Origin of the sequence: Mesorhizobium sp. PUT5 (assembly GCF_052216645.1) — a bacterium.
Taxonomy (GTDB): domain Bacteria; phylum Pseudomonadota; class Alphaproteobacteria; order Rhizobiales; family Rhizobiaceae; genus Mesorhizobium.
In genome coordinates this window covers 2,185,279-2,205,766 of the sequence record NZ_JBQOSO010000003.1, presented here as the reverse complement: position 1 = coordinate 2,205,766, position 20,488 = coordinate 2,185,279, and the positions used below count along the sequence as shown (strand labels likewise).

The window sequence follows — 20,488 nt, the reverse complement described above, 5'->3', positions numbered from 1 at the left end:
CGGCAGCGGTCCGGCGAACGTCAGGCCCGATGGAACGAGAACAGCCTAGCCAGAACGCCGTCGTCCTTTTCCCCGGCGCGCAGACGCGGACGCATCGCCATGCGCCCGTAGAACACCGAATAGCCGATGAAGGCGGCCGCCCAGGCGGCGGCCGAGCCGTGCAGCAGAAACGTTTCGCCCGGATGGAAGACGGCGCAGAGGCGCAGCACGGCGGCCAGCAGGATGGCCGCAAAGACCACGCAGCCGTCAAAGCCGGCCCGCAGGTCCCGTCCTGTGTGGCCGAGCGTGGCGCGCACCATGACCGCCAGCGTCATGCAGCCGATGGCGCCGACGCCGAAGGCGTGCAGCCCGGCTGCGGCGGGCACCGCCTGTGGCAGGAGCGCTGCCAGCCCGGCGAGCAACAGCCCGACCGGCACGAAGGCGAAGGCCAGATGCAGGATCAGCACCAGCGGATCGCGCCAGGTGCGGTCGCCCGCCCATCTGCCCAGCCGTATGACGTTGAGAGCGGCGGCCGCGACCAGCACCGCGCCGGTGTCGCCCCGCTCCGGGAACGCGCACCAGGCGGCAAGCGCCAGCGCCGACAGCACGATGGCCACGGCATCGAAACGCCCGAAGGGAATGGGCAGGCGCCCGGGATTTTCTCGCACCAGCCAGTTGCGGGTGAAACTCGGGATGATGCGCCCGCCGATGATCATGATGAGCAGGATCGCAGCGCCGATGCCGAGGCGCCGGCTGATGTCGGACAGGCCGTTGAAATGGGCCTCGATGTGGAACATGAGATTGGCGGCGAACAGCACCGTGACCGGCGCCAGTACCTTGAGGTTGCGCCAGTTGCGGCCGGCGACGATCTCGACCGCCGCGGCGGCGGCGACCGCCAGCAGGAAGGCGCTGTCGATGGCGGCGGCGGCGGCCCAGCCGATCTGGGCCGACAAGAACACGGCCACGCGCCCGGCGGCCCACAAAAGCACGAGTACCAGCAACGGCGCGCCCTGCACCGGCAGGCGGCCGGTCCAGTTGGGGATGGCGGTCAGCAGGAAGCCGGTCACGATCGCGGCCGCATAGCCGAACAGCATCTCGTGGATGTGCCAGTCCACCGGCGCGAACAGGCTGGCGGTGTCGAGGCTGCCGTAGAACAGCGGCAGCCAGAACAGGATGGAAATCCCGGAAAAAGCGGCACCAAGGAGGAAAAAGGGCCGGAAGCCGTAGGAAAGGACCGCCGGATAATTGCCCGGCCTGGTACGCGGGATCGCCATGTCGCCTGTGCCGTCTGGGGCCGGGCGGGACAGCATGTCCGCCCGGCCGGTTGCTATCCGAAGAAAAAGTCGCGTCGGCTCAGTTGCCCGCCGGTACCTTTTCCAGCAGTTCGGCGAACACCTTCTTGGCCTTGCCGGGTTGCTTGACCCCCTTGGCCTGCTCGAGGTTCGTCGGCTGACCGACCACGATCAGCGCCACCATGCCCATGCCGTAGTGCGGCACGCATTTGACGCCGTAGACGCCTTCCTTGTCGACGGTGATGGTGACCGGCTTGCTGATCTCGCCCTTGAAGGGTTCCGCGCCTTCCGGAATCATGCCGTCGATGCTGGCCGCGTCATGGCCCTTGTCGGTCGGCACGAAGGTAACGGTATCGCCGGGCGCGGCCTCGATGTAGTTCGGTTCGAAAACCATGACGCCGTTGGCGCTCTTGTTGAGCATCTGCACCTCGTGGTCGGCAGCATGCGCGGCGCCGGCCAGCATCAGGGCCGCGAAAGTCGTGGCTATCAGGGTTGCATGTCTCATTTTCTTGCCTTTCCGTTTTGGGAGGTTGAATTTGTCGCGCTGCTTCTATTGCGGACTTCCGCACTCAACTTTGAGGCAACGCAAATTGGCGGGGAGAAGTGTATTTCGCGGAAATCGGGCGGGGGCCTCACAGATTCTCCTTCACTATCGGCCGGATCTCAAGCGTGTCGTGGCCACGGTTATAGGCGATGGCCAGACGGAAGGAATGGGCGATGCGCAGCGCCCTTTCGAGGAAAAGCGTGGCGACCTCCGGCGGACACAGGCGCGTCACCGTCGCCTGGAACAGGGTCAGCCAGCGGCGGAAATGCTCTTCCCCCAACTCCGGTATGGCAAGATGCGGCGGCAGCGGCCGTCCGTCGTAGCGCGATGTGCGCAGCATCGTGGCCGACCAGAAGTCGCACATCTTGGCGAGATGATGCGGCCAGGCCTCGGGTGCGATCACGCCGTTGAAGATCGGACCCAGCAGCGCATCGCGCCGGATCTCGTCATAGAAGCCGTGAACGACGGCGTGGATCATGGCCTCGTCGAGCATTTCGGGCAGCGGAACACCGTCGACGATGATGGTCTTCCTGGTCCTGGCGGGTTCGTTCATGCTTGCCGTTCCGGTCTCCTGCACCGCCGAAGCCCGACGGCGCTCCCTTGTTCGCATCGCCGCCGATGCTCACGCCAGATAAACATATATCGTCAATCGATGTTATTGAAGCGCGACCTATCGTCCTTCCCTTCCTCTTCGTCGTCGAACAGGATGCGCTCGGCCGCGCCATCGAGATCCTCATACTGACCGCTCTTCAGCGACCAGAAGAATGCGCCAAGCGCAACGCCGCCGAGAAGCAGCGCCAAGGGAATGAGGAAGATCAGGCTGCTCATCCCGGCAGTCCCACGGCCTGTCCGGTTGCTGCCTGACGATACGGGCGTTCCTGCCGGTTCCGCTTCGGCGCGCGCCCCTGCCGCAGTCGCAACGCGTTCGCAACCACGATCACCGAGGACAGCGACATTGCAATGGCTGCGACCAGCGGCGTGACATAGCCGGCAATGGCGATGGGCAGGGCAATCGCGTTGTAGGCGATCGCCAACCCAAAATTCTGCCGGATCAATCTGCCGGCCTCGCGCGCCACCGCCACCGCCAGCGGCACGGCCGACAGGGGCTCGTGCAGGAACACGAAGTCGGCGGCGTTGCGACCGATATCGGCCGCGCTCGCCGGCGCCATGGAGACATGCGCCGCGGCCAGCGCCGGCGCGTCGTTCAGGCCGTCGCCGACCATCAGCACCTTTCGCCCCTCCCCGGCCAGCGCTTGCAGACGCGCGACCTTTTGCGCCGGCAGCAGGCCGCCTGCGTGATCCTCGATGCCGATCCGGTTCGCCGTTGCCGCAACCGCCTCCATCTCGTCGCCCGACAGGACCTCGGCGCCCAGCCCGAGGCCGCGCAGCGCCGAAACGGCTTCGCCTGCTTCGGGACGTAGCGTGTCCTCGAAGGTGAAGGCCGCCAGCAACTGTCCGTTGCGGGAAAGAACGGTCCCGCCTTCGTCGCCTCCGCCGCCGAGCGCCCAGCCCGCCCGCCCCAGGCGGTAGACGTCCCGGCCGGCCCGGGCCTGGAGGCCGAGCCCGGGATGTTCGGAAATGTCGGAAAGATGCGGCCCGGTCTGCCCGTGTGCGCCGGCCGCGGCGATCGCCCGCGACAGCGGGTGGCGGGAATGCGCGGCAAGCGCGGCGGCAAATGCGAGCGCGTCGGGGTCGATCCTTTCCTGCCCGACCAGGCGCGGCCGGCCCAGCGTCAGCGTGCCGGTCTTGTCGAAAGCCACCATGTCCGCCTCGGCCAGCCGCTCGAGGCCGGAGCCGTCCTTGACCATGATGCCGTTCTCGAACAGGCGGCGGGCCGCCACCACCTGAACGATGGGCACGGCCAGCCCCAGCGCGCAGGGACAGGTGATGATGAGGACGGCGATGGCGATGCCGATTGCGCGGTGCCAATCGCCGGTCGCGGCCATCCAGCCGAGGAATGTCAGGAACGCGGTGGCATGCACCACGGGCGAATAGAGCCTTGCAGCGCGGTCGGCCAGGCGCCGGTAGCGGGCGCGGCCGCCTTCGGCCGCCTCCATCAGGCGCACCATCTCGGCCAGGAAGGAATCTTCCGCCCGGGCGGTGGCCGTAATGGCAAGCGGCCCGGAGAGATTCAGCGTGCCCGCCTGCAAGGCAGAACCGGGCACGGCGCGCTGCGGGGCACTTTCCCCCGTGGCGATCGCGCAGTCCATCTCCGAAATGCCTTCCGCCACGACGGCGTCCACCGGCACGCGATCGCCTGCCGCAAGCAGGATAAGCATGCCCGGCTCGATCTCCTTGACCGGCAGGTAGTCGAGGCTTCCGTCCGCGCGCAGCACCGTGGCGCCGTGCGGAGTGAGCCGGATCAGCCCGTGCACAGCCGCCCTCGCCTTCTCGCGCATCACATGATCGAGCGTGCGGCCGATCAGCAGGAAGAAGATCAGCGTGGTGGCGGCATCGAAATAGGCATGCTCGCCATTGTGCATGGTATCGTAGACGCTAAGTCCGAAGGCGAGGCAGATGCCGATGGAGATCGGCACGTCCATATTGGTCCGGCCATGCCGCAGCGCACCCCAGGCCGACCTGAAGAAGATGCGGCCCGAATAGAGCAGCGTCGGCAGCGCCAGCGCGGCTGAAATCCAGTGGAACGCCTGCCGGGTTTCGGCATCGGCCCCCGACCACACGGAAACCGACAGCAGCATGATGTTCATCGCCGCGAAGCCAGCCACGGCCAACGCCCGGATGAGGCGCGAAAGCTCAGGGTCGCCCTTGTCCGCCTCGGTGTCGAACAGGTGAGCGGGATAGCCCAGCGCCGCAAGCGTTTCGACAAGCGGCGGCACCTTGTCGGCGTGCCACTTCACCACCACGCGCCGGGTGGAGAGGTTGACGCGCGCCTGCTGCACGCCGGCAAGCTTGCCGAGGCCTTTCTCCACCGTGCGGATGCAGGCGCCGCAGTGTATGCCGGGCACGGAGAGGTCGGTCTGTCTGATCCCGTCCCCGAGGTCGCGGCTGGCAAGCAGCACCTCCTCCCGCGAGGGTGCGCCGCCAAGCTCGGCGACAGTCTCCGCGCCGGGCGCGCAGCAGCTCATCCGATCGCCCTGTAGCTGTGCCAGGTGGCGTGGCCGAGCAACGGGAAGGCCACGACGAGCCCGACAAGGCCGGTCGCGACGCTGAGCAGGAACAGCACCAGCACGATGAGGCCCCAGGCCAGCATCACCGGCTTGTTGTTCCACACCAGCGAGATGCTGGTGCCCATGGCGGTGAAAGCGTCGGTTCGCTGGTCGAGCAGCATGGGAATGGAGAACGTGCTGATGGCGAAGGAAAACGCCGCGAACAGCCCGCCCACCACGGAGCCGACCAGCAGCATGGCCCAGCCCGTCGGGGTGGTGAAAAGCATCTCCGCGATATGGTCGAGCCCGGGGAACGGCCGCAGCCCGAAGAACAGCGCGTAGACAATGACCGCCGCCCGCATCCACAGCAGCATCAGGAGGCACAGGATGGCGCCGGTGAACAGCACCTGCCCGCCCGACCGGGCGTCGACCAGCAGCATGTCGGCAAGCCGCACCGGCTCGCCCTGTTCGATGGCGCGGCTTTTCTGATAGAGGCCGATGGCGATCAGCGGCCCGACCACCATGAAGCCGGCCAGCGCCGGAAACAGGATGTAGTCGAGTTTGAAGGCGAACAGGCTCCATACGATGGCCAGGGACACGGCGAAGACGGCGATGCCGTAGACAAGGCTCGGCCAGGGATGGGTGCAAAGGTCGCGCCAGCCGGCGCGGAGCCAGCCGAAAGCCGCGCTTGCGGGCAGGTTGCGGCGGCGGCTTGCCGCCAGCGGCAGAATTTGGCCGGGAGCGGAGTTGCTGGTGCTCATCATGCGCTTTTCTCCTTCCCTCAGCAGGCCGAACCGGCCGCACGGAATTTCCCGCCGGTGCCGTCCTGGTCCACCGTCTTGGCATGTGGCACGCAGCCAGGCTGCGAGTCGAACGCGACATAGACCAGATGCGTGTTGGCGCCGACGACGAGCAACACCACCGCCGCCACGATCACCAGCGAAATCAGCCGCCAATTGAGGCGCTTGACGGGCACGGCCATCGTCATTTCCGCGCCTCCGGCAAGGTATGCACGTAGAGCGTCAGGAGCTTGACGGTCAGCGGCGACAGCCGCGCATCCCAATGAGGCATGTGTCCCTGCCGACCCGAATAGACAGACGTGTAGACCGCCTGCTGGCTGCCGCCATAGATCCAGTTGGCGTCGGTCAGATCCGGCGCGCCGACGTCATGGCTGCCCTTGGCGTCCTCGCCATGGCAGGCCGAACAATTGGCCTCGAACACTTCCTTGCCCGCCACGGTCCGGTCGGCATCGCCCGCGGCAGGCGCCGCGCCCGACAGAGAGCGGACATAGGCGACCACGTTCAGGATCTGATCGGCCTGCAGCATGCCGTCGCGGCCGAAGGCCGGCATCTGCGAAACGCGGGTGTCCTCGCTGGTGGAATTGATGCCGACGCGGATCGTTTCCTCGATGGCCTCGGGCTCGCCGCCCCACAGCCACGATTTTGCGGCAAGGTTCGGGAAGCCCGGACCGCCGGTCGCTTCCATGCCATGGCATGCCGCACAATTGTCCTGGAACAGTGTGCGGCCCGTTTCCTTCACGAGATGCATCAACTGCGGGTCTGCCTCGATGTTGGCATAGCTCATCTGCTCGACCTTGGCAGTCCAGACAGATCGCTCGGCATCGGCGGCAGCCACCTGCTCCGTCACGACGTTGCGCTGATCGAAACCGAGCAGGCCCTTGGTGTAGGTCCAGCCCAACGGCCAGGTCGGATAGAGCACCCAGCACAGGACCGCGAACAGAATCGTGGCCGCCAGGAAAAAGGACACGACGCGAGGTATCGGGGTCTCAAGCTCTTCGATGCCGTTCCATTCGTGCCCCGTGGTCGTGCGACCGGTGACGGGATCTTGTTTGCCCAGCTCCACAGCTCTAGCTCCGCGGCTTGTCGTCTTTGTCCAGAATGCTCTTCTTGGCGCGATCGAACCGTTTCCGGTTGGACGGCCAGAGCGCGTAGATCACCACGCCGATGGCGAAGGCGACCAGGTAGAACAGTCCCCAGCTCTTGGAGAACGCCACGAGGGTGTCATGATCGATGCCCATGGCTCAATCCTCCGCCGGTACGACCGTCGCCTGCTTGTAGGCCGTCTCCGTCAACCGGCCGAGTATCTGCAGGTAGGCCACCAACGCGTCCATTTCGGTGACGCGCCCGGGATCGCCGCCGAAATTGCGCACATGCGTGGCCTCGCCGTAGCGCTCGGTGACGCCGGCGGACGCCTCGCTGTCGGGCATGGCCTGGCCGTAGGCGTCCTTGGCCGCATTGTCGATCATATCCTGGGTGTAGGGCACGCCGACGGCACGCTGGGCCGCAAGATGGGCGCCGAGATCGTCCAGCTTGAGCTCGTTGCGCATCAGCCAGCCATATTTCGGCATGACCGATTCCGGCACCACGTCGCGCGGATTGATGAGATGCGCCACATGCCATGCGTCGGAATATTTCTCGCCGAGGCGGGCAAGGTCCGGCCCCGTGCGCTTGGAACCCCACAGCATGGGATGGTCGTATTTGGATTCCACGGCCAGCGAATAGGGGCCGTAGCGCTCGACCTCGTCGCGCAAGGTGCGGATCATCTGGCTGTGGCAGGCGTAACAGCCTTCGCGGATATAGATGTTGCGTCCGGCCAGTTCGAGCGGCGTGTAGACGCGCATGTCGGGTGCGTCCTCGACCGTCTCGTTGATGGTGAAGAGCGGCGCGATTTCCACGAGGCCGCCGATCGAGGCCACGACCACGATCGCCAGCGCGAAGCCCATGGCGTTTCGCTCGATCTTGCGATGGAAGAATTCCGACATCTCTATTCTCCGGCCTGCACGGCGCTCGGCGAGGCGAGCACGGGGACGTCGGTGCGGGCTGCCTCCAGCGCGGCCGCCCTGCCCTGGCGGATGGTCATCATCACATTGTAGGTTCCCACGATCGCGCCGAGCAGGAACAGCAACCCGCCGAACGTGCGCGCGATGTAGTAGGGATGCATCGCTTCGACGGAATCGATGAAGGAATAGGCCAGCGTGCCGCCGTCATTGTAGGTCCGCCACATCAGCCCCTGGATGATGCCCGAATTCCACATCGCGAAGACGTAGACGATGCATCCCGTCAGGGCCAACCAGAAGTGAACCTCGATGAGCTTGGGGGAATACATCCTCTCGCGCTTCCACATCCATGGCACCAGCGCATAGATCGAACCGAATGTGATCATCGCCACCCAGCCGAGCGCGCCGGCATGCACGTGGCCCACGGTCCAGTCGGTATAGTGCGACAGCGAGTTCACCGGCCGGATCGCCATGAACGAGCCTTCGAAGGTCGTCAGGCCGTAGAACACCGCCGCCACCATCATGAAGCGCAGCGTGGCGTCGTCCCTCACCTTGCTCCAGGCGCCGTTCAGCGTCGCCAGCGCATTGCCGGCCGAAGCCCAGGACGGCACCAGCAGAACGATGGAGAAGGTCATGCCCAGCGTCTGCACCCATTGCGGCAGCGCCGTATAGTGCAGGTGGTGCGAACCGGCCCACATATAGAGGAAGGTTATGCCCCAGAAGCTGATGATGGAAAGCCGGTAGGAAAAGATCGGCCGCTCCGCCCGCTTGGGAAGATAATAATACATCATGCCGAGGAAGCCGGCGGTCAGGAAGAACGCCACGGCGTTGTGGCCGTACCACCACTCCGTCATGGCGTCCTGCACGCCGGAGAACAAAGAGTAGCTTTTGGCCGCGCCCCAGGAAACGGGAACCGCCAGGTTGTTGATGATGTGCAGCACCGCGACGACCAGGATGAAGGCCATGTAGTACCAGTTGGCCACGTAGATATGCGGCTCCTGGCGCCTTGCCAGCGTGCGGAGATAGATCGCGAAATAGACCACCCACACAATCACCAGCCAGATGTCGGCGTACCATTCGGGCTCGGCATATTCCTTGGACTGGGTGACGCCCATGAAGTAGCCGGTCACGGCCAGGATGCAGAACAGGTTGTAGCCGAGCAGCACGAACCAAGGGCTGAACTGATCCGGCAGGCGCGCCCGCGAGGTGCGCTGGAGCACGTGGAAGGAGGTGGCGATGAGCGCGTTTCCGCCGAAGCCGAAGATGACGCCGGTGGTGTGCACGGGGCGGATGCGGCCGAAGCTTGCCCAGCCAGCGTCGAAGGTCAGGTCCGGCCAGGCCAGCAGCGCGGCGACCCATACGCCGAAGGCCATGCCGAAGACCGCCCAGGCCATCGTCAGCACGATACCCGCCTTGGTCGGGTCGTCATAGTAATGCGACAGGCGCGCGGGGTCGGGTTCGGGGGCGTAGTAGCCGGACATCACCACGAAGGCCAGGCCGACGCTGAAGATGAGCACGATGAAGCCGTGAATCCCGAAAGGATCGCCGCTTCCGGCAGCCGCCATGGCCAGGCCGATCAGGGCGAGCGCCAGAAGCGTGACCAGCGCCCATTGTCTTTCGGTGACCGTCAGTCCTGAAACCATCACGCCCTCGCTGCCCGTGTCCGCCTTTTCGATTTCCGGCTGCATCGCGACGTCAGAACCCGACATCGCTGCCGACTCGTCCACGGCCAGGATAAACGCTGGCCCGAGTCGATTCCAGACCCACTCCGCACGGCATTATTCTTGCCGGCAGAGGTCGGATTAGCATCGGTAATAGTGGAGCCCAATTCGCAACAATGTCGCAGACGGCGTCATCGGGTGCGACAAAAGGTCAAGAAAGACTTGTGCTTAGCTATATTTGTAAAATACGTGCACCGCCGCGTCACATGGCCGCGGCGGTGTTGGGTGATCTTGCTAGGTGTCTTAGCCGGTCAGTCGGATCTGGCTATTTGCCCAGCCAGACGGTGCCGCTCCTATTGGTCACCGGCACACCCACTGCATTGCCGTACTCGGTCCACGAGCCGTCATAGTTGCGCACTTCGTAGCCCAGCAGGCGCTTCAGCGCGAACCAGGAATGGCTGGAGCGCTCGCCGATGCGGCAATAGGTGATGACCGGCCTGGAGCCGTCCACGCCCTTGTCGGCATAGATCCTGCGAATTTCATCGAGCGGCTTGTAGGTGCCGTCCTCGTTGACGATGGTTGCCCACGGCACGTTCTCGGCGCCGGGGATGTGGCCGGCGCGGATCGACAGTTCCTTCACGCCTTCCGGCGCAAAGATCTTGCCGAGATATTCGTCCGGCGAACGGATATCGATCAGCTTGCCTTCGATGCGGCCCTCTACCACGTCGAGCACGTTGGCGAGCCGCGCGCGCAGGCTGTTGTCGCGCTCCGGCAATTCGATGGACGATGCCGTGAATGAGGGTACCTTGTCGGTCAGCGCCAGGCCCCGCGCCTCCCACAGCTTCCTGCCGCCGTCGAGCAGCTTCACCCGCTCGCCGAACCCGTAGACGTCGAGCACCCAGGCGCCCCAGGCCGCGAACCAGTTGTTGTGATCGCCATAAATGACGACGGTGGTGTCTTCCTCCACCCCCGCCTTGCGGAGCTGTGCCTGCAGCTTCTCGCGCGAAGCGATGTCACGGTTGACGGTATCGACCAGGTCGACATGCCAATCCAGATTGACGGCGCCAGGAATGTGGGCCTTTTCGTAGACGCCGGGATCGACGCTGACCTCGAACACCCGAACTTTCGGATTTTCCAGATTGTCCTTGAGCCAATCGGCGGTGACGAGCGAATGCGACACATTGTCGGTCATGACTTCATCCTTTCTTCCTGAAACCTGCCGAGGGCGCGGCCGACCGCGCGCTCAATCGTTGAAATGCCGGCCTTCCTTCACCTCGGCCGCGTGGCCGGCGCGGATAGCGAAATCGCCGAAATGCTCGCCGGACGTTCGGTTCGCAGCGAAATCCGCGATCACCCTGGCCAGATGATCGAGAATGGCGGCTTCGCCGACATTCTCCAGCACCATCTTGTTGAGGCGCTGGCCATGAAAGCCGCCGCCCAGATAGAGGTTGTACTTGCCCGGCGCGCGGCCGGTCAGCGCGATCTCGGCGATGTAGGGACGCGCGCAGCCGTTGGGGCAGCCGGTCATGCGGATTGTGATCGGTTCGTCTTCCAGCCCGTGGAGTTCGAGGAGCGCCTCGATCTTCGTGACGAGGTCGGGCAGGTAGCGCTCGCTCTCGGCCATGGCCAGACCGCAGGTGGGCAGCGCCACGCAGGCCATGGAGTTCAGCCGCAGCCCGCTGATCCTGTCGGCCGCACCGAGTCCATGCTCGCGCATCACCGCCTCGATGGCCGGTTTTGCGGCTTCGGAGACGTCGGAGATGATGAGGTTCTGGTTCGGAGTGATGCGGAAGGTGCCCGTATGCGTCTGCGCGATCGCGCGCAGGCCGTCCATCAGCGCACGGCCGGGGAAATTGCTGACGCGGCCGTTCTGGATGAACAGCGTGTGGTGCCAGCGGCCGTCGTCTCCTCGTGTCCAGCCGTTCGGGTCGCCGTTGGTCGTGAAAGCGAACGGCCGTGCCGGCTGCAACGCAAAGCCCAGGCGGGCCTCGATCTCGCCCTTGATCCAGTCCAGCCCCTTGTCGTCGATCGTGTATTTGAACCGGGCACGCGCCCTGTCAAGGCGGTCGCCATAGTCGCGCTGCACGCCCATGACGGCATCGGCCGTTTGCTGCAAGTGCTCGACCTCTATGAAGCCGATGAGGTCGGCGAGCCGCGGATAGGTCTTCGGCGCCTGGTCGGTACGGCCCATGCCGCCGCCGATAGCGACGTTGAAGCCCTGCAGTTTGCCGTCCTCCACGATGGCGATGAAACCGAGGTCCTGGGAATAGACGTCAATGTCGTTGGACGGCGGCACGACGAAGCCGATCTTGAATTTGCGGGGCATGTAGGTGCGCCCGTAGAAAGGCTCCTGCGGGCCGTCGCCCGTGCCTTCGCGCTCCTCGCCGTACCAGATCTCCTCATAGGCGCCCGATTGCGGCACCCGGTGGTCGCTGGTGCGCTTGGCAAGCGCAAAGACCTCGGCATGGATGGCCGAAAGCCGGGGATTGACCGAGCACATGACGCCGCGCGCGTCGTCGCCACAGGCAGCCCGCGTATCCAGCAGCACCTCGCGCAGCCCCTGCATGGCCGGGCGCAGGTTCTGCTTCTGCACGCGGTGGAGCTGGAAGGTCTGGCGCGTGGTCAGGCGCAGCGTGTCGCCGCCGTAGGCGCGCGCCAGTTCGTCCAGCTTCAGCCACTGCGAGGGGCTGCACACGCCGCCCGGCAACCGGATGCGGGCCATGAACGTATAGGCCGGCTCCAGCTTCTGGCGGCGCCGCTCGTCGCGGATGTCGCGGTCGTCCTGTTGATACAGGCCGTGGAACTTCATCAGCTTGATGTCGTTGCCGGGCACGGCGCGGGTGAGTTCGGCCGCCAGCCCGTCCGAGATGGTGCCGCGCAACTGCCGGCTTTCGGCCTTCAGCGTCTCGTCGGGATTGAGCCTGTCCAGCGGCTGGGAAACGTCGCGGCTGCGGTCGGTGGGAGCGTGCGGGGAAAGAAGGCTCATCGGAACGGCACTCAATAGACGTCGATCTGGTAGCGGCGGTCGCGCCGCAGCGTGGCGAGATAGTCTTCGGCGGCATCTTCGTCGCAGGCGGCCTGCTGCGCCAAGATCTGCTTCAGCGTCGCGTGCACGTCCGGCGCAAGGTGCTGGCCGTCGCCGCAGACGTAGATGTTGGCGCCCTCCTCCAGCCAGGCGTAGATGTCGCGCGCCTGCTCGGCCATGCGATGCTGGACGTAGACCTTGGCGGCAGAGTCTCGGGAGAAGGCGACGTTCATGCGCGACAGCAGCCCGTCCTTCATCCATCCCTGCCATTCGGTCTGGTAGAGGAAGTCGCTGTCAAAGTTGCGCTCGCCAAAGAACAGCCAGGACTTTCCGCCAGCGCCGCTCTCCTCGCGCTGCTGCAGGAAGGCGCGGTAGGGTGCCACCCCGGTGCCGGCGCCGATCATCAGGATCGGCCGCTCGTCCTGCGGCAGGCGAAAGTGCGGGTTGGCCTGGATATAGACCGGCAGGCTGCTTTCGGGTTCGGCGCGTCCGGCAAGATGACCGGAGGCCACGCCCTCGCGCGCCTCGCCGAGCAGTTCGTAGCGCACGGTGGCGACGGTCAGGTGCGCCTCGTCCGGGGCGTAGTCCGGGCTGGAGGCAATGGAGTAAAGGCGCGGCTGCAGGGGGCGAAGACCAGCCACGAAATCCGCGGCGGCCAGGCCGCGGACGGGAAAACGCCTGACGATATCGATGACATGATGGTCGCGGGCAAACGCGGACCGCGCCGGCGCGTTGTCTTCCCCGCGCAAGCCGGCAAGTTCGGCCGCGCCGCTAAGCTCGGCCCAGCGGTCGATGAAGCGCGGCGTGGCGGCGGTGATCTCGAAGGTGTCGCCCAGCGCCTCGGCAAGCGGCCGCGAGCCGTCCTTCAGCGCCACCTGCTCGTCGGCCGAAAGCGCCAGCGCCTCCAGCAGCTTCTCCACGAGCTCGGGCGCATTGCGCGGCACGATTCCCAGCGCATCGCCCGGCTGGAAAGCGAGGCCGGAGCCGTCGAGCGACAGCTCGACATGGCGTGTCTGCTTGCTCGACCCGCGACCGGTCAGCACAAGATTGTCGATCACCGTCGCCAGGAACGGATTGCGCTTGTCGAATCCGGCCTGCACCGGCGCCGCCGTCGCTTGCGCGACCAGTGCCGCGACCTTGTCTTCTTGTTCGGCAGGCAGCTTCGCCAGCATGGCATCGATCCAGCCGGCAGCCGGCCCGTCGTAGTCCACGTCGCAGTCCAGACGCTCGGCAAGACGTATCGCGCCAAGCTCGGCCAGCCTCGTGTCCAGGCGGCGGCCTGCGCCGCAGAAATGCTCATAGGTGGAATCGCCCAGCGCCAGGACGGCAAAGCGCAACCCATCCAGCCGCGGCGCCTTGCGGCTCTCCACGAATTCGAAGAAGGCGATCCCCGAAAGCGGCGGCTCCCCTTCCCCATGCGTGCTGGCAAGAACGAGCAGGTCCTGCTCCTCCTTCAGTTGACGCAGCTTGTAGTCGGCCATATCCGCAAGCCGGGACTCGAGCCCGTTGGCGCGCGCCTTGTCGGCCAGCGTGCGGGCAAGGGCCGCGCTGTTTCCGGTCTCGCTGCCGTAAAGGATGGTCAGCGTGCGCGCGGCTGCGGCGGCCGGCTGCGGCGCTGCCGGTGCCTGCGGCACCGACGCAAGCGCCGTGGCCCCGGCAAGGGCGCGTGCGCCATGCTCTATGCCGGCGAAATACCCCGACAGCCACAAGCCCTGGCCGGGGTTCAGCGAGGTGGCGAGCGCCGTCACCTGGCTCCATTGCTCGGCGGTCAGCCCAGGTCCGGGAAAGTTCGCCACGGTCATCGCTGCCGGCTCCTCCGATATGCGCCGCCGGCTTCGAAAAACGTCGGAAAAAGCGGCGGGAACAGTGCGTTTCGGGCGAGGTTTGACGCGCGTCAGGGCTGCATGCAAATGAATGAATCTGCTAGATGAGTGCAATAAAATTGCTGGAAACGCTGTTTGAGATGGCCATTCTAGCGATGACTTTTTCCGCGCAAGTTTCCTTCCAACAACCGCATTTTTCGTGGTCGAAACATATGGAGCGGCGGAGTCGAAATTTTTTTGCGTGAGCCGGTCGCTATCGCCGGGTTGCGGCCTCGCGCCGCCGAAAGGCAGCGCGGGGCATTGGAAATCACGCCGCCGGCTACTTTGCGGCGACGGTGATCCGGCCTTTCATATTGGGATGGAAGCGGCAGTAGTAGTCCAGCGCGCCAGCCTGCTTCAGCACGACGCTTCCTGATTTCTTCGGTGGCAACATCACGTCCCAGCCGCCCTTCACGGTGGCTGTATGGGCGAGCGCATCCTTGTTCACCCATTCGATGGTGTCGCCGACCTTGGCACTGACGGTGGCGGGCGAAAACACCAGCTTGTCGATGGTGACCGTTATGGTTTCGGCCTGCGCTGGCAGCATGGATACGGCGAGCAGCAGCGCGACGGCTCCGAAAAGACGTTTCGGCGACATGGCGATCGCCTCACTTCAGCGCCGCAGCGACATGCTCGGCATGCTGCTCGTGGCCCTGGAAGACCTTCAGGCCGGTTTCCAGCAGGCTCTTCAGGTCGGCGTTGCTGGCCGATGGGATCAGCACGGTCTCCAGCGCGCCGTTGACCTGCTTATGGTAGGCCACCTCATTGTCGATATAGGCCTTGTCGAAGGCCGCTCCCTTCAACTTGGCGAGTTTGGCGCGCTCCTCCTTGGCGGAGGCCACGAGAGACTTGCTGGTGGCGTTGTCCTCGGGCTTCACCTTCAGTTTCTTGACGAGATCGAGCGCCTGCTTGTTCACCGCCTCGTGGTCGCGCACCATGTCGTCGGCGAAGTCGCGCACGTCCTTGTTCTGGGTTTTCTTCAGGGCGAGCTTGGCCGCCTCGATGTCGATCTCACCGGCGGTATAGGCGATGTGGGCGATCTGTGGATCGGTCGGCTTCTCGGCGGCCTGAGCGAACGTTGCCGAGGCGGCGAAAAGGCAAAGCGCGGCCGTGGCCGCAAGCGGGCGAATAAGCATGGAAACCTCCTTGGAGCCCGAGCCGTCAGGGCTTGCGGGCGCATCTTGAGTGGACGCCGATTGGATGCGCGCGCGGCCGCGACGTTCCCGAAAAATCAGTCGGAAAAGCCCAGACGCCGCATCACCGCGCTCGTCAGGCGCTCGCAGCGCCGACCGGCAAAGGGAAAGGCGTCGAGCAGCACCGGGCCGATCTGCTCATCCAGATCCTTGCGCACGAGCACGCGCGCGCGATGCAGCCGCGTCTTCACCGTCTCGGGACGGATGCCCAGCACCTCGGCGGTCTCTTCCATGCTGAGGCCTTCGATCACGCGGGCGACGAAGACGGCCCGGTAGATGTCGGGCAGGTTGTCGGTCGCCTTTTCGACCAGTTGCAGGATCTGTCTTTGCGCCATGGTGCGTTCCGGATCGTCGCTGGCTGGATTGAGCGGAAAGGGAATGACGTGGGCTTCGATGGCCGGCCGCAGCGGCGCCATGGCCTGCTCGCGCCGGCGCCGGGCACGCAGCCGGCCCAGCGCCTCGTTGATGACGATGCGTGAAAGCCACGTCGACAGAGCGGCTTCGCCGCGAAAGCTGCCAAGATGCGTGAAGGCGCGGACATAGGCCTCCTGCACGATGTCCTCGGCCTCGCCGTCGTTGCGCACCACGCCGCGGGCTATCCGGTAGAGGCGCTGGTTGTGCCTTTGCATGATCTCGCGGAAGGCGCCGGCTTCGCGCGCCTGCGCGCGCCGCACCAATTCCATGTCGTCGGCGGCGACGGCGATCGCGGTGCTTTTCCGTGCGTGGCCCATCGACTTCCTCCTTCTCAAGCATAGATCGGATGCATGGCCGGGGAAAAGGTTCCCGCTTCGGGCCGCTCGGGCACAATATGATTGCGCCACGGGCCTTCCGGCCGGGAACTTTTCATGTCGGCGGGCGTCGAAGCATCTGCGCGACGGGCGCAGGCAAGGAGAACCGCAATGGCATCGCATGCTCAGCAGAACCCCGGCCCCGACCTCACTCAGGGCGTTCCGCTCTCCGCCTTCGGCGACGGGCCATTGCTCAAGGGTCATGTCGGCAAGGAGGAGGTGCTGCTGGCGCGCGTCGGCGACGAGGTGATGGCCGTCGGTGCTTCCTGCACGCATTATGGCGGACCGCTGGCGGAAGGCATCGTGGTGGACGGCACGGTGCGCTGCCCGTGGCATCACGCCTGCTTTTCGCTGCGCACCGGCGAGGCGCTCGGCGCTCCCGCCTTCGATGCGCTTTCGTGCTGGAAGGTCGAGCGCAATGGCGACCGCATCGTGGTGCGTGAAAAGGCGGAGCCGGCGAACAAACCTGCAGCCCTGCCGTCCGGGCAGCCGGAAGACATCGTGATCGTCGGTGGCGGCGCTGCCGGCTTCGCCTGCGCCGAGATGCTGCGGCGGCACGGCTATGACGGGCGCCTGACCATGTTGAGCGACGATGCAGACCCGCCCTGCGACAGGCCCAACCTGTCCAAGGACTACCTGGCCGGCGATGCCCCGGAAGAGTGGATTCCCCTGCGCCAGGACGATTTCTATGCGCAGAACCGCATCGACCTGCACCTGAAGGCGGCGGTCCAGCGCATCGATGCGGCCGCCCGCACGGTGGTGATGCAGGACGGACGCGCCTTCCCCTTCGACCGCCTGCTCCTGGCGACCGGGGCGGAACCGGTGCGCCTGCCCATTCCCGGAAGCGAGCGAGAGCATGTGCTGACGCTGCGCTCGCTTGCGGACAGCCGCAACCTCATCGAGCGGGCCAGGACCGCCAGGACGGCAGTGGTGCTGGGCTCGGGCTTCATCGGGCTGGAAGTCGCCGCTTCGCTGCGCGCGCGTGGGCTCGACGTGCATGTCGTGTCCCTGGACGAGAGGCCTCTGGAAGCCGTGCTCGGCGCCGAGCTTGGCGACTTCATCCGCGCCCTGCATGAACAGCATGGCGTGGCGTTCCACATGGGCACATCCATCGCGCGCATCGAGCCCGGGAAGGTGATGCTGAACAACGGCCGCGAACTGGCCGCCGACCTGGTGGTCGTCGGCGTCGGCGTGCGGCCGCGCGTCGCTCTCGCCGAGGAAGCGGGGCTCGCCGTCGACAGGGGCGTCGTGGTGAACGAGATGCTGGAAACCAGTGCCCCGGGCATCTTCGCCGCCGGTGACGTGGCCCGCTGGCGCGATCCGGCCAGCGGCAAGATGCAGCGCATCGAGCATTGGGTGGTGGCCGAGCGGCAGGGCCAGGCAGCCGCACGCAACATGCTGGGAGCGGCCCGGCCGTTCCGCGACGTGCCGTTCTTCTGGAGCGCGCATTACGACGTGACCATCCGCTATGTCGGGCATGCGCAAGCGTGGGACGGCATCGAGGTCGACGGCGACATCGCCGCGCAGGACTGCATTGTGCGCTACAGGAAAGGCGGCAGGATCATCGCCGCCGCTGCGATCGGGCGCGATGTCCAGGCGCTCGAATGCGAACTGGCGCTCGAACAGGCGTGAGCGGTCAGGAGGCGACGCGCGGCCGTCCCGTCGCCGTCGCCACGATGAAGGCTTCCACGAAGCTGCGCTCGTTCTCGATGGTGGCTACGCGGATGTCGCGCGCGATCTCGATGCGAGCCTGGTCCGTACCGGCGCGCTCGGCAAGCTCGGCGGCAACCGCCCGGATATGGATTTCGGCAGCGGCCAGGGCCTCCTCTTCCGTATCGAAATCCTGCAGGTGCTCGCCGGCGTTGAGCCGGAAAAGCCCGATTTCCGGTTGGCTGACGCGCGCTTCGGCCGACATGCATACCTGCCCCACCACCGCGCCGAGCGCATTGGCGACGTCGGCATGCTCGGCGACCACGCAGGAATTGCCGATCAGCCGTGGCAGGGCGGCATAGTGGAGATGCGCCGATGCGCCGAGGCCGATCACCGGCCGGTCGAGCACGATGGCGAGTTGGGCCATGCCGCCGGTCAGGGTCACCGCCCGTTGCACCAGCGGGTTGGCCACGGAAACGCCGCCGTCGAGCCCGTCTTCGGCGAAAACGGTTTCCAGCATCACTTCGGCCGAGCGGCGTGTGACGGCCTCCAGCACCAGTTCGCAGAAGCTTTCAGCGTCCTTGGCCACCAACCGCCCCTGCCCGTCGCGCCGCCGCGCCAGGAGGCCGGCGCCCAGCCGGGCGACGGAGACGTCCCAATTGGCCTGCCGGCCGAGCACATGTGCCGCGTCCGACGGTGTGAAGCCGATGATGTGAACCAGTCCGCGCGCCACGAGCCTGTTCAGCGTGGCAAGCCGCGAGGTGGAGACGAGCAGGTCGTCGAGCGGAGCGGGAACGTCGGAGATTTCGGCGAAGAGCCGCGTCTCGGTGGGGCTCAGCCCGGCCGCCAGCCGCTCGGGCAGGCCGGTGCGGATGGCGAAGCGGCCATCCAGCCTGCTGCTGACCGGGTTCAGCGCCTGCCGGTGCAGCGCCTTGCTGATGGCCTCGCCATGCTGCCGACCGGCCAACGCCAACGGCACCAGCCGGCGGGGGCCGAGCACGATGCCGGAGACGAGGCTGCGTTCCTTGAGCGCGACTTCCGAATCGCCGCCCAGCCCGTAGGTGCGCATGGCCACCGCCTCGACCATGGTGCGCATGCCGCCCACCGTGGCTCCGTCCGGGTCGAGCCGCAGCCGGCCGCGGTCGAGCACGGCGACGTCGGTGGTGGTGCCGCCGATGTCGGAGACCACGGCGTTGTCGAGCCCGGTCAGGTGGCGGGCCCCGACCAGCGAGGCGGCAGGCCCCGACAAAATCGTCTCGATGGGACGCTGGAGCGCGAAGTCGGCAGTCACCAGCGCGCCATCGCCGCGCACCACCATCAAGGGTGCGACGATGCCGCGCCGGGCCAGAAATCCCTGTGTGGCCGCCACGAGCCGGTCGATCATGGAAATCAGCCGGGCGTTGAGCAAGGTGGTCAGCGCCCTGCGCGGGCCGCCGAGCCTGGAGGACAGTTCGTGCGAGCAGGTGACGGGCAAACCGGTCCTTTCGCGGATCAGGTCGCGCGCGGCGATCTCATGCTCCGGGTTGCGTACTGCGAAGTAGGCGGCGACCGCCACGCCCGACACCGTCCCGGCGAGCGAAGGCAAGGCGGTCTCCAGCGCCTCGAGCGACAATTCGCGCGGCTCGCCGTGCACGTCATGGCCGCCGGGGCAGAAAACCACCGGGTCCGACCCGAGCGTGGAAGACAGGCCGTCGTGCTGGAGATCGTCCTCCTCGAAGCCGATCATCACCAGCGCGACGCGTCCCCCCTGCCCCTCCACCAGGGCGTTGGTGGCCAGCGTGGTCGACATCGAAACGAGCTTGATCGCTTCGGGGGCAACACCGGTCTCACCGAGCACGCTGCCGACTGCGCCCTCTATTCCTACGGCGAGGTCGTGCCTGGTGGTGAGAGATTTGGCCTTGGCCACGACGCCTGCGGCTTCCGACCACAGGATCGCGTCGGTGTAGGTGCCTCCCGTGTCGATGCCGAGATAAAGAGAGGAGGACGGCAATGCGGGCGCGTTCATATCGCTCAACACCGAGGGCGGAATCGGGCATGCGGGTCGGCCATGACGGCAAATCGAAAGACCCTTGGCGCGCCATTTAATATAAGGCAAGTGAAATTTATTTTGGCTTCAGTGCAATTTTTATGCATTGAAATCAAGGCCAGCATTGGTCCATTCTGCCCGAGCAAGACAGTGGATCACCGATTGCCCGCGGCGGCGGGCAAGTTTGCGTGCCGATGAAACACAAGCGGCCAAGCGACTGGACGGTTAGCCATGACGGTGGCGTGGAATGATCTGAGCGACGACGAGCGCATGGCGCTGAAGCGCATGAATCGAGGCCCCTACCCGGAGCTTTCCGCCGCGCTCGGCGCGCGCCTTGTGGAGCTGGGACTGGCACAGGAGCGGCCGGCCGGCATCGGCATTAGTCGGGCAGGCCGCGAGCTTGTCATCGAAACGCTGCTTGCCGCGCGGCGCGATTGAGCCGCCGCGGCACGCTGTTCCGGCGGCTTCGGCGTGTCTTGACTTTGACCGCCACATCACCAACTATCCTCCCATGAACACCACGGTCGCCCATACTGGCTATTTGCCATTCCGGATCTGCCCCAT

Annotated in this window: 20 protein-coding genes; 2 read left to right on the top strand and 18 right to left on the bottom strand. The window is 66.0% G+C overall.

The window, feature by feature from the left end:
- Positions 1-20: 20 nt before the first annotated feature.
- From ACTDI4_RS12260 to ACTDI4_RS12180, 17 genes are all read right to left on the bottom strand, one after another.
- Positions 21-1,253 (bottom strand): NnrS family protein, encoded by a 1,233-nt coding sequence (locus tag ACTDI4_RS12260; protein WP_442841411.1) that lies wholly within the window; start codon positions 1,251-1,253, stop codon positions 21-23.
- A gap of 79 nt (positions 1,254-1,332) precedes the next feature.
- On the bottom strand, positions 1,333-1,776 hold the full coding sequence (locus ACTDI4_RS12255; RefSeq protein WP_442841410.1) for a pseudoazurin: 444 nt from the start codon (positions 1,774-1,776) through the stop codon (positions 1,333-1,335).
- A 127-nt stretch (positions 1,777-1,903) separates the two neighbouring features.
- On the bottom strand, positions 1,904-2,368 hold the full coding sequence (locus tag ACTDI4_RS12250) for a group III truncated hemoglobin (protein ID WP_442841409.1): 465 nt from the start codon (positions 2,366-2,368) through the stop codon (positions 1,904-1,906).
- Positions 2,369-2,460: 92 nt separating this feature from the next.
- Positions 2,461-2,643: a cbb3-type cytochrome oxidase assembly protein CcoS gene (gene ccoS, locus ACTDI4_RS12245; protein ID WP_442841408.1), complete on the bottom strand. Its 183-nt coding sequence runs from the start codon at positions 2,641-2,643 to the stop codon at positions 2,461-2,463.
- Positions 2,640-4,901: a cation-translocating P-type ATPase gene (locus ACTDI4_RS12240; protein ID WP_442841407.1), complete on the bottom strand. Its 2,262-nt coding sequence runs from the start codon at positions 4,899-4,901 to the stop codon at positions 2,640-2,642. Before ACTDI4_RS12240 ends, ccoS begins: the two co-directional genes overlap by 4 nt.
- Positions 4,898-5,686 (bottom strand): DUF2189 domain-containing protein, encoded by a 789-nt coding sequence (locus ACTDI4_RS12235; RefSeq protein WP_442841406.1) that lies wholly within the window; start codon positions 5,684-5,686, stop codon positions 4,898-4,900. Before ACTDI4_RS12235 ends, ACTDI4_RS12240 begins: the two co-directional genes overlap by 4 nt.
- A gap of 17 nt (positions 5,687-5,703) precedes the next feature.
- Positions 5,704-5,904 (bottom strand): hypothetical protein, encoded by a 201-nt coding sequence (locus ACTDI4_RS12230; protein ID WP_442841405.1) that lies wholly within the window; start codon positions 5,902-5,904, stop codon positions 5,704-5,706.
- Between the two features lie 2 nt (positions 5,905-5,906).
- The gene (gene ccoP / locus ACTDI4_RS12225; protein ID WP_442841404.1) at positions 5,907-6,785 is read right to left on the bottom strand and encodes a cytochrome-c oxidase, cbb3-type subunit III; all 879 of its coding nucleotides are present in this window, start codon (positions 6,783-6,785) and stop codon (positions 5,907-5,909) included.
- Positions 6,786-6,789: 4 nt separating this feature from the next.
- Entirely contained in the window at positions 6,790-6,960 is a 171-nt protein-coding gene (locus tag ACTDI4_RS12220) for a cbb3-type cytochrome c oxidase subunit 3 (RefSeq protein WP_442841403.1), read from the bottom strand.
- 3 nt (positions 6,961-6,963) lie between these two features.
- Positions 6,964-7,704, bottom strand: a complete 741-nt coding sequence (gene ccoO, locus ACTDI4_RS12215; RefSeq protein WP_442841402.1) for a cytochrome-c oxidase, cbb3-type subunit II — start codon at positions 7,702-7,704, stop codon at positions 6,964-6,966.
- Between the two features lie 2 nt (positions 7,705-7,706).
- Positions 7,707-9,362, bottom strand: a complete 1,656-nt coding sequence (ccoN, locus tag ACTDI4_RS12210) for a cytochrome-c oxidase, cbb3-type subunit I (protein ID WP_442843340.1) — start codon at positions 9,360-9,362, stop codon at positions 7,707-7,709.
- Between the two features lie 343 nt (positions 9,363-9,705).
- On the bottom strand, positions 9,706-10,572 hold the full coding sequence (locus ACTDI4_RS12205) for a sulfurtransferase (protein ID WP_442841401.1): 867 nt from the start codon (positions 10,570-10,572) through the stop codon (positions 9,706-9,708).
- A 51-nt stretch (positions 10,573-10,623) separates the two neighbouring features.
- Positions 10,624-12,366 (bottom strand): NADPH-dependent assimilatory sulfite reductase hemoprotein subunit, encoded by a 1,743-nt coding sequence (locus ACTDI4_RS12200; protein WP_442841400.1) that lies wholly within the window; start codon positions 12,364-12,366, stop codon positions 10,624-10,626.
- An 11-nt stretch (positions 12,367-12,377) separates the two neighbouring features.
- Entirely contained in the window at positions 12,378-14,207 is a 1,830-nt protein-coding gene (locus ACTDI4_RS12195; RefSeq protein WP_442841399.1) for an assimilatory sulfite reductase (NADPH) flavoprotein subunit, read from the bottom strand.
- A 340-nt stretch (positions 14,208-14,547) separates the two neighbouring features.
- Positions 14,548-14,865: a cupredoxin domain-containing protein gene (locus ACTDI4_RS12190; RefSeq protein WP_442841398.1), complete on the bottom strand. Its 318-nt coding sequence runs from the start codon at positions 14,863-14,865 to the stop codon at positions 14,548-14,550.
- Between the two features lie 10 nt (positions 14,866-14,875).
- Positions 14,876-15,403, bottom strand: coding sequence for a DUF4142 domain-containing protein (locus tag ACTDI4_RS12185; protein WP_442841397.1), 528 nt, complete (start codon positions 15,401-15,403; stop codon positions 14,876-14,878).
- A gap of 95 nt (positions 15,404-15,498) precedes the next feature.
- Entirely contained in the window at positions 15,499-16,191 is a 693-nt protein-coding gene (locus ACTDI4_RS12180; protein ID WP_442841396.1) for an RNA polymerase sigma factor, read from the bottom strand.
- Between the two features lie 168 nt (positions 16,192-16,359).
- Here ACTDI4_RS12180 and ACTDI4_RS12175 point away from each other — a divergent pair, with 168 nt between their 5' ends.
- The gene (locus tag ACTDI4_RS12175) at positions 16,360-17,880 is read left to right on the top strand and encodes an FAD-dependent oxidoreductase (protein WP_442841395.1); all 1,521 of its coding nucleotides are present in this window, start codon (positions 16,360-16,362) and stop codon (positions 17,878-17,880) included.
- 4 nt (positions 17,881-17,884) lie between these two features.
- Here ACTDI4_RS12175 and ACTDI4_RS12170 read toward each other — a convergent pair whose 3' ends face one another.
- The gene (locus ACTDI4_RS12170; protein WP_442841394.1) at positions 17,885-19,903 is read right to left on the bottom strand and encodes a hydantoinase/oxoprolinase N-terminal domain-containing protein; all 2,019 of its coding nucleotides are present in this window, start codon (positions 19,901-19,903) and stop codon (positions 17,885-17,887) included.
- 252 nt (positions 19,904-20,155) lie between these two features.
- Between ACTDI4_RS12170 and ACTDI4_RS12165 the strand changes: the two genes are divergently transcribed.
- Positions 20,156-20,362, top strand: a complete 207-nt coding sequence (locus ACTDI4_RS12165; protein ID WP_442841393.1) for a hypothetical protein — start codon at positions 20,156-20,158, stop codon at positions 20,360-20,362.
- The last annotated feature ends 126 nt before the right edge of the window (positions 20,363-20,488 follow it).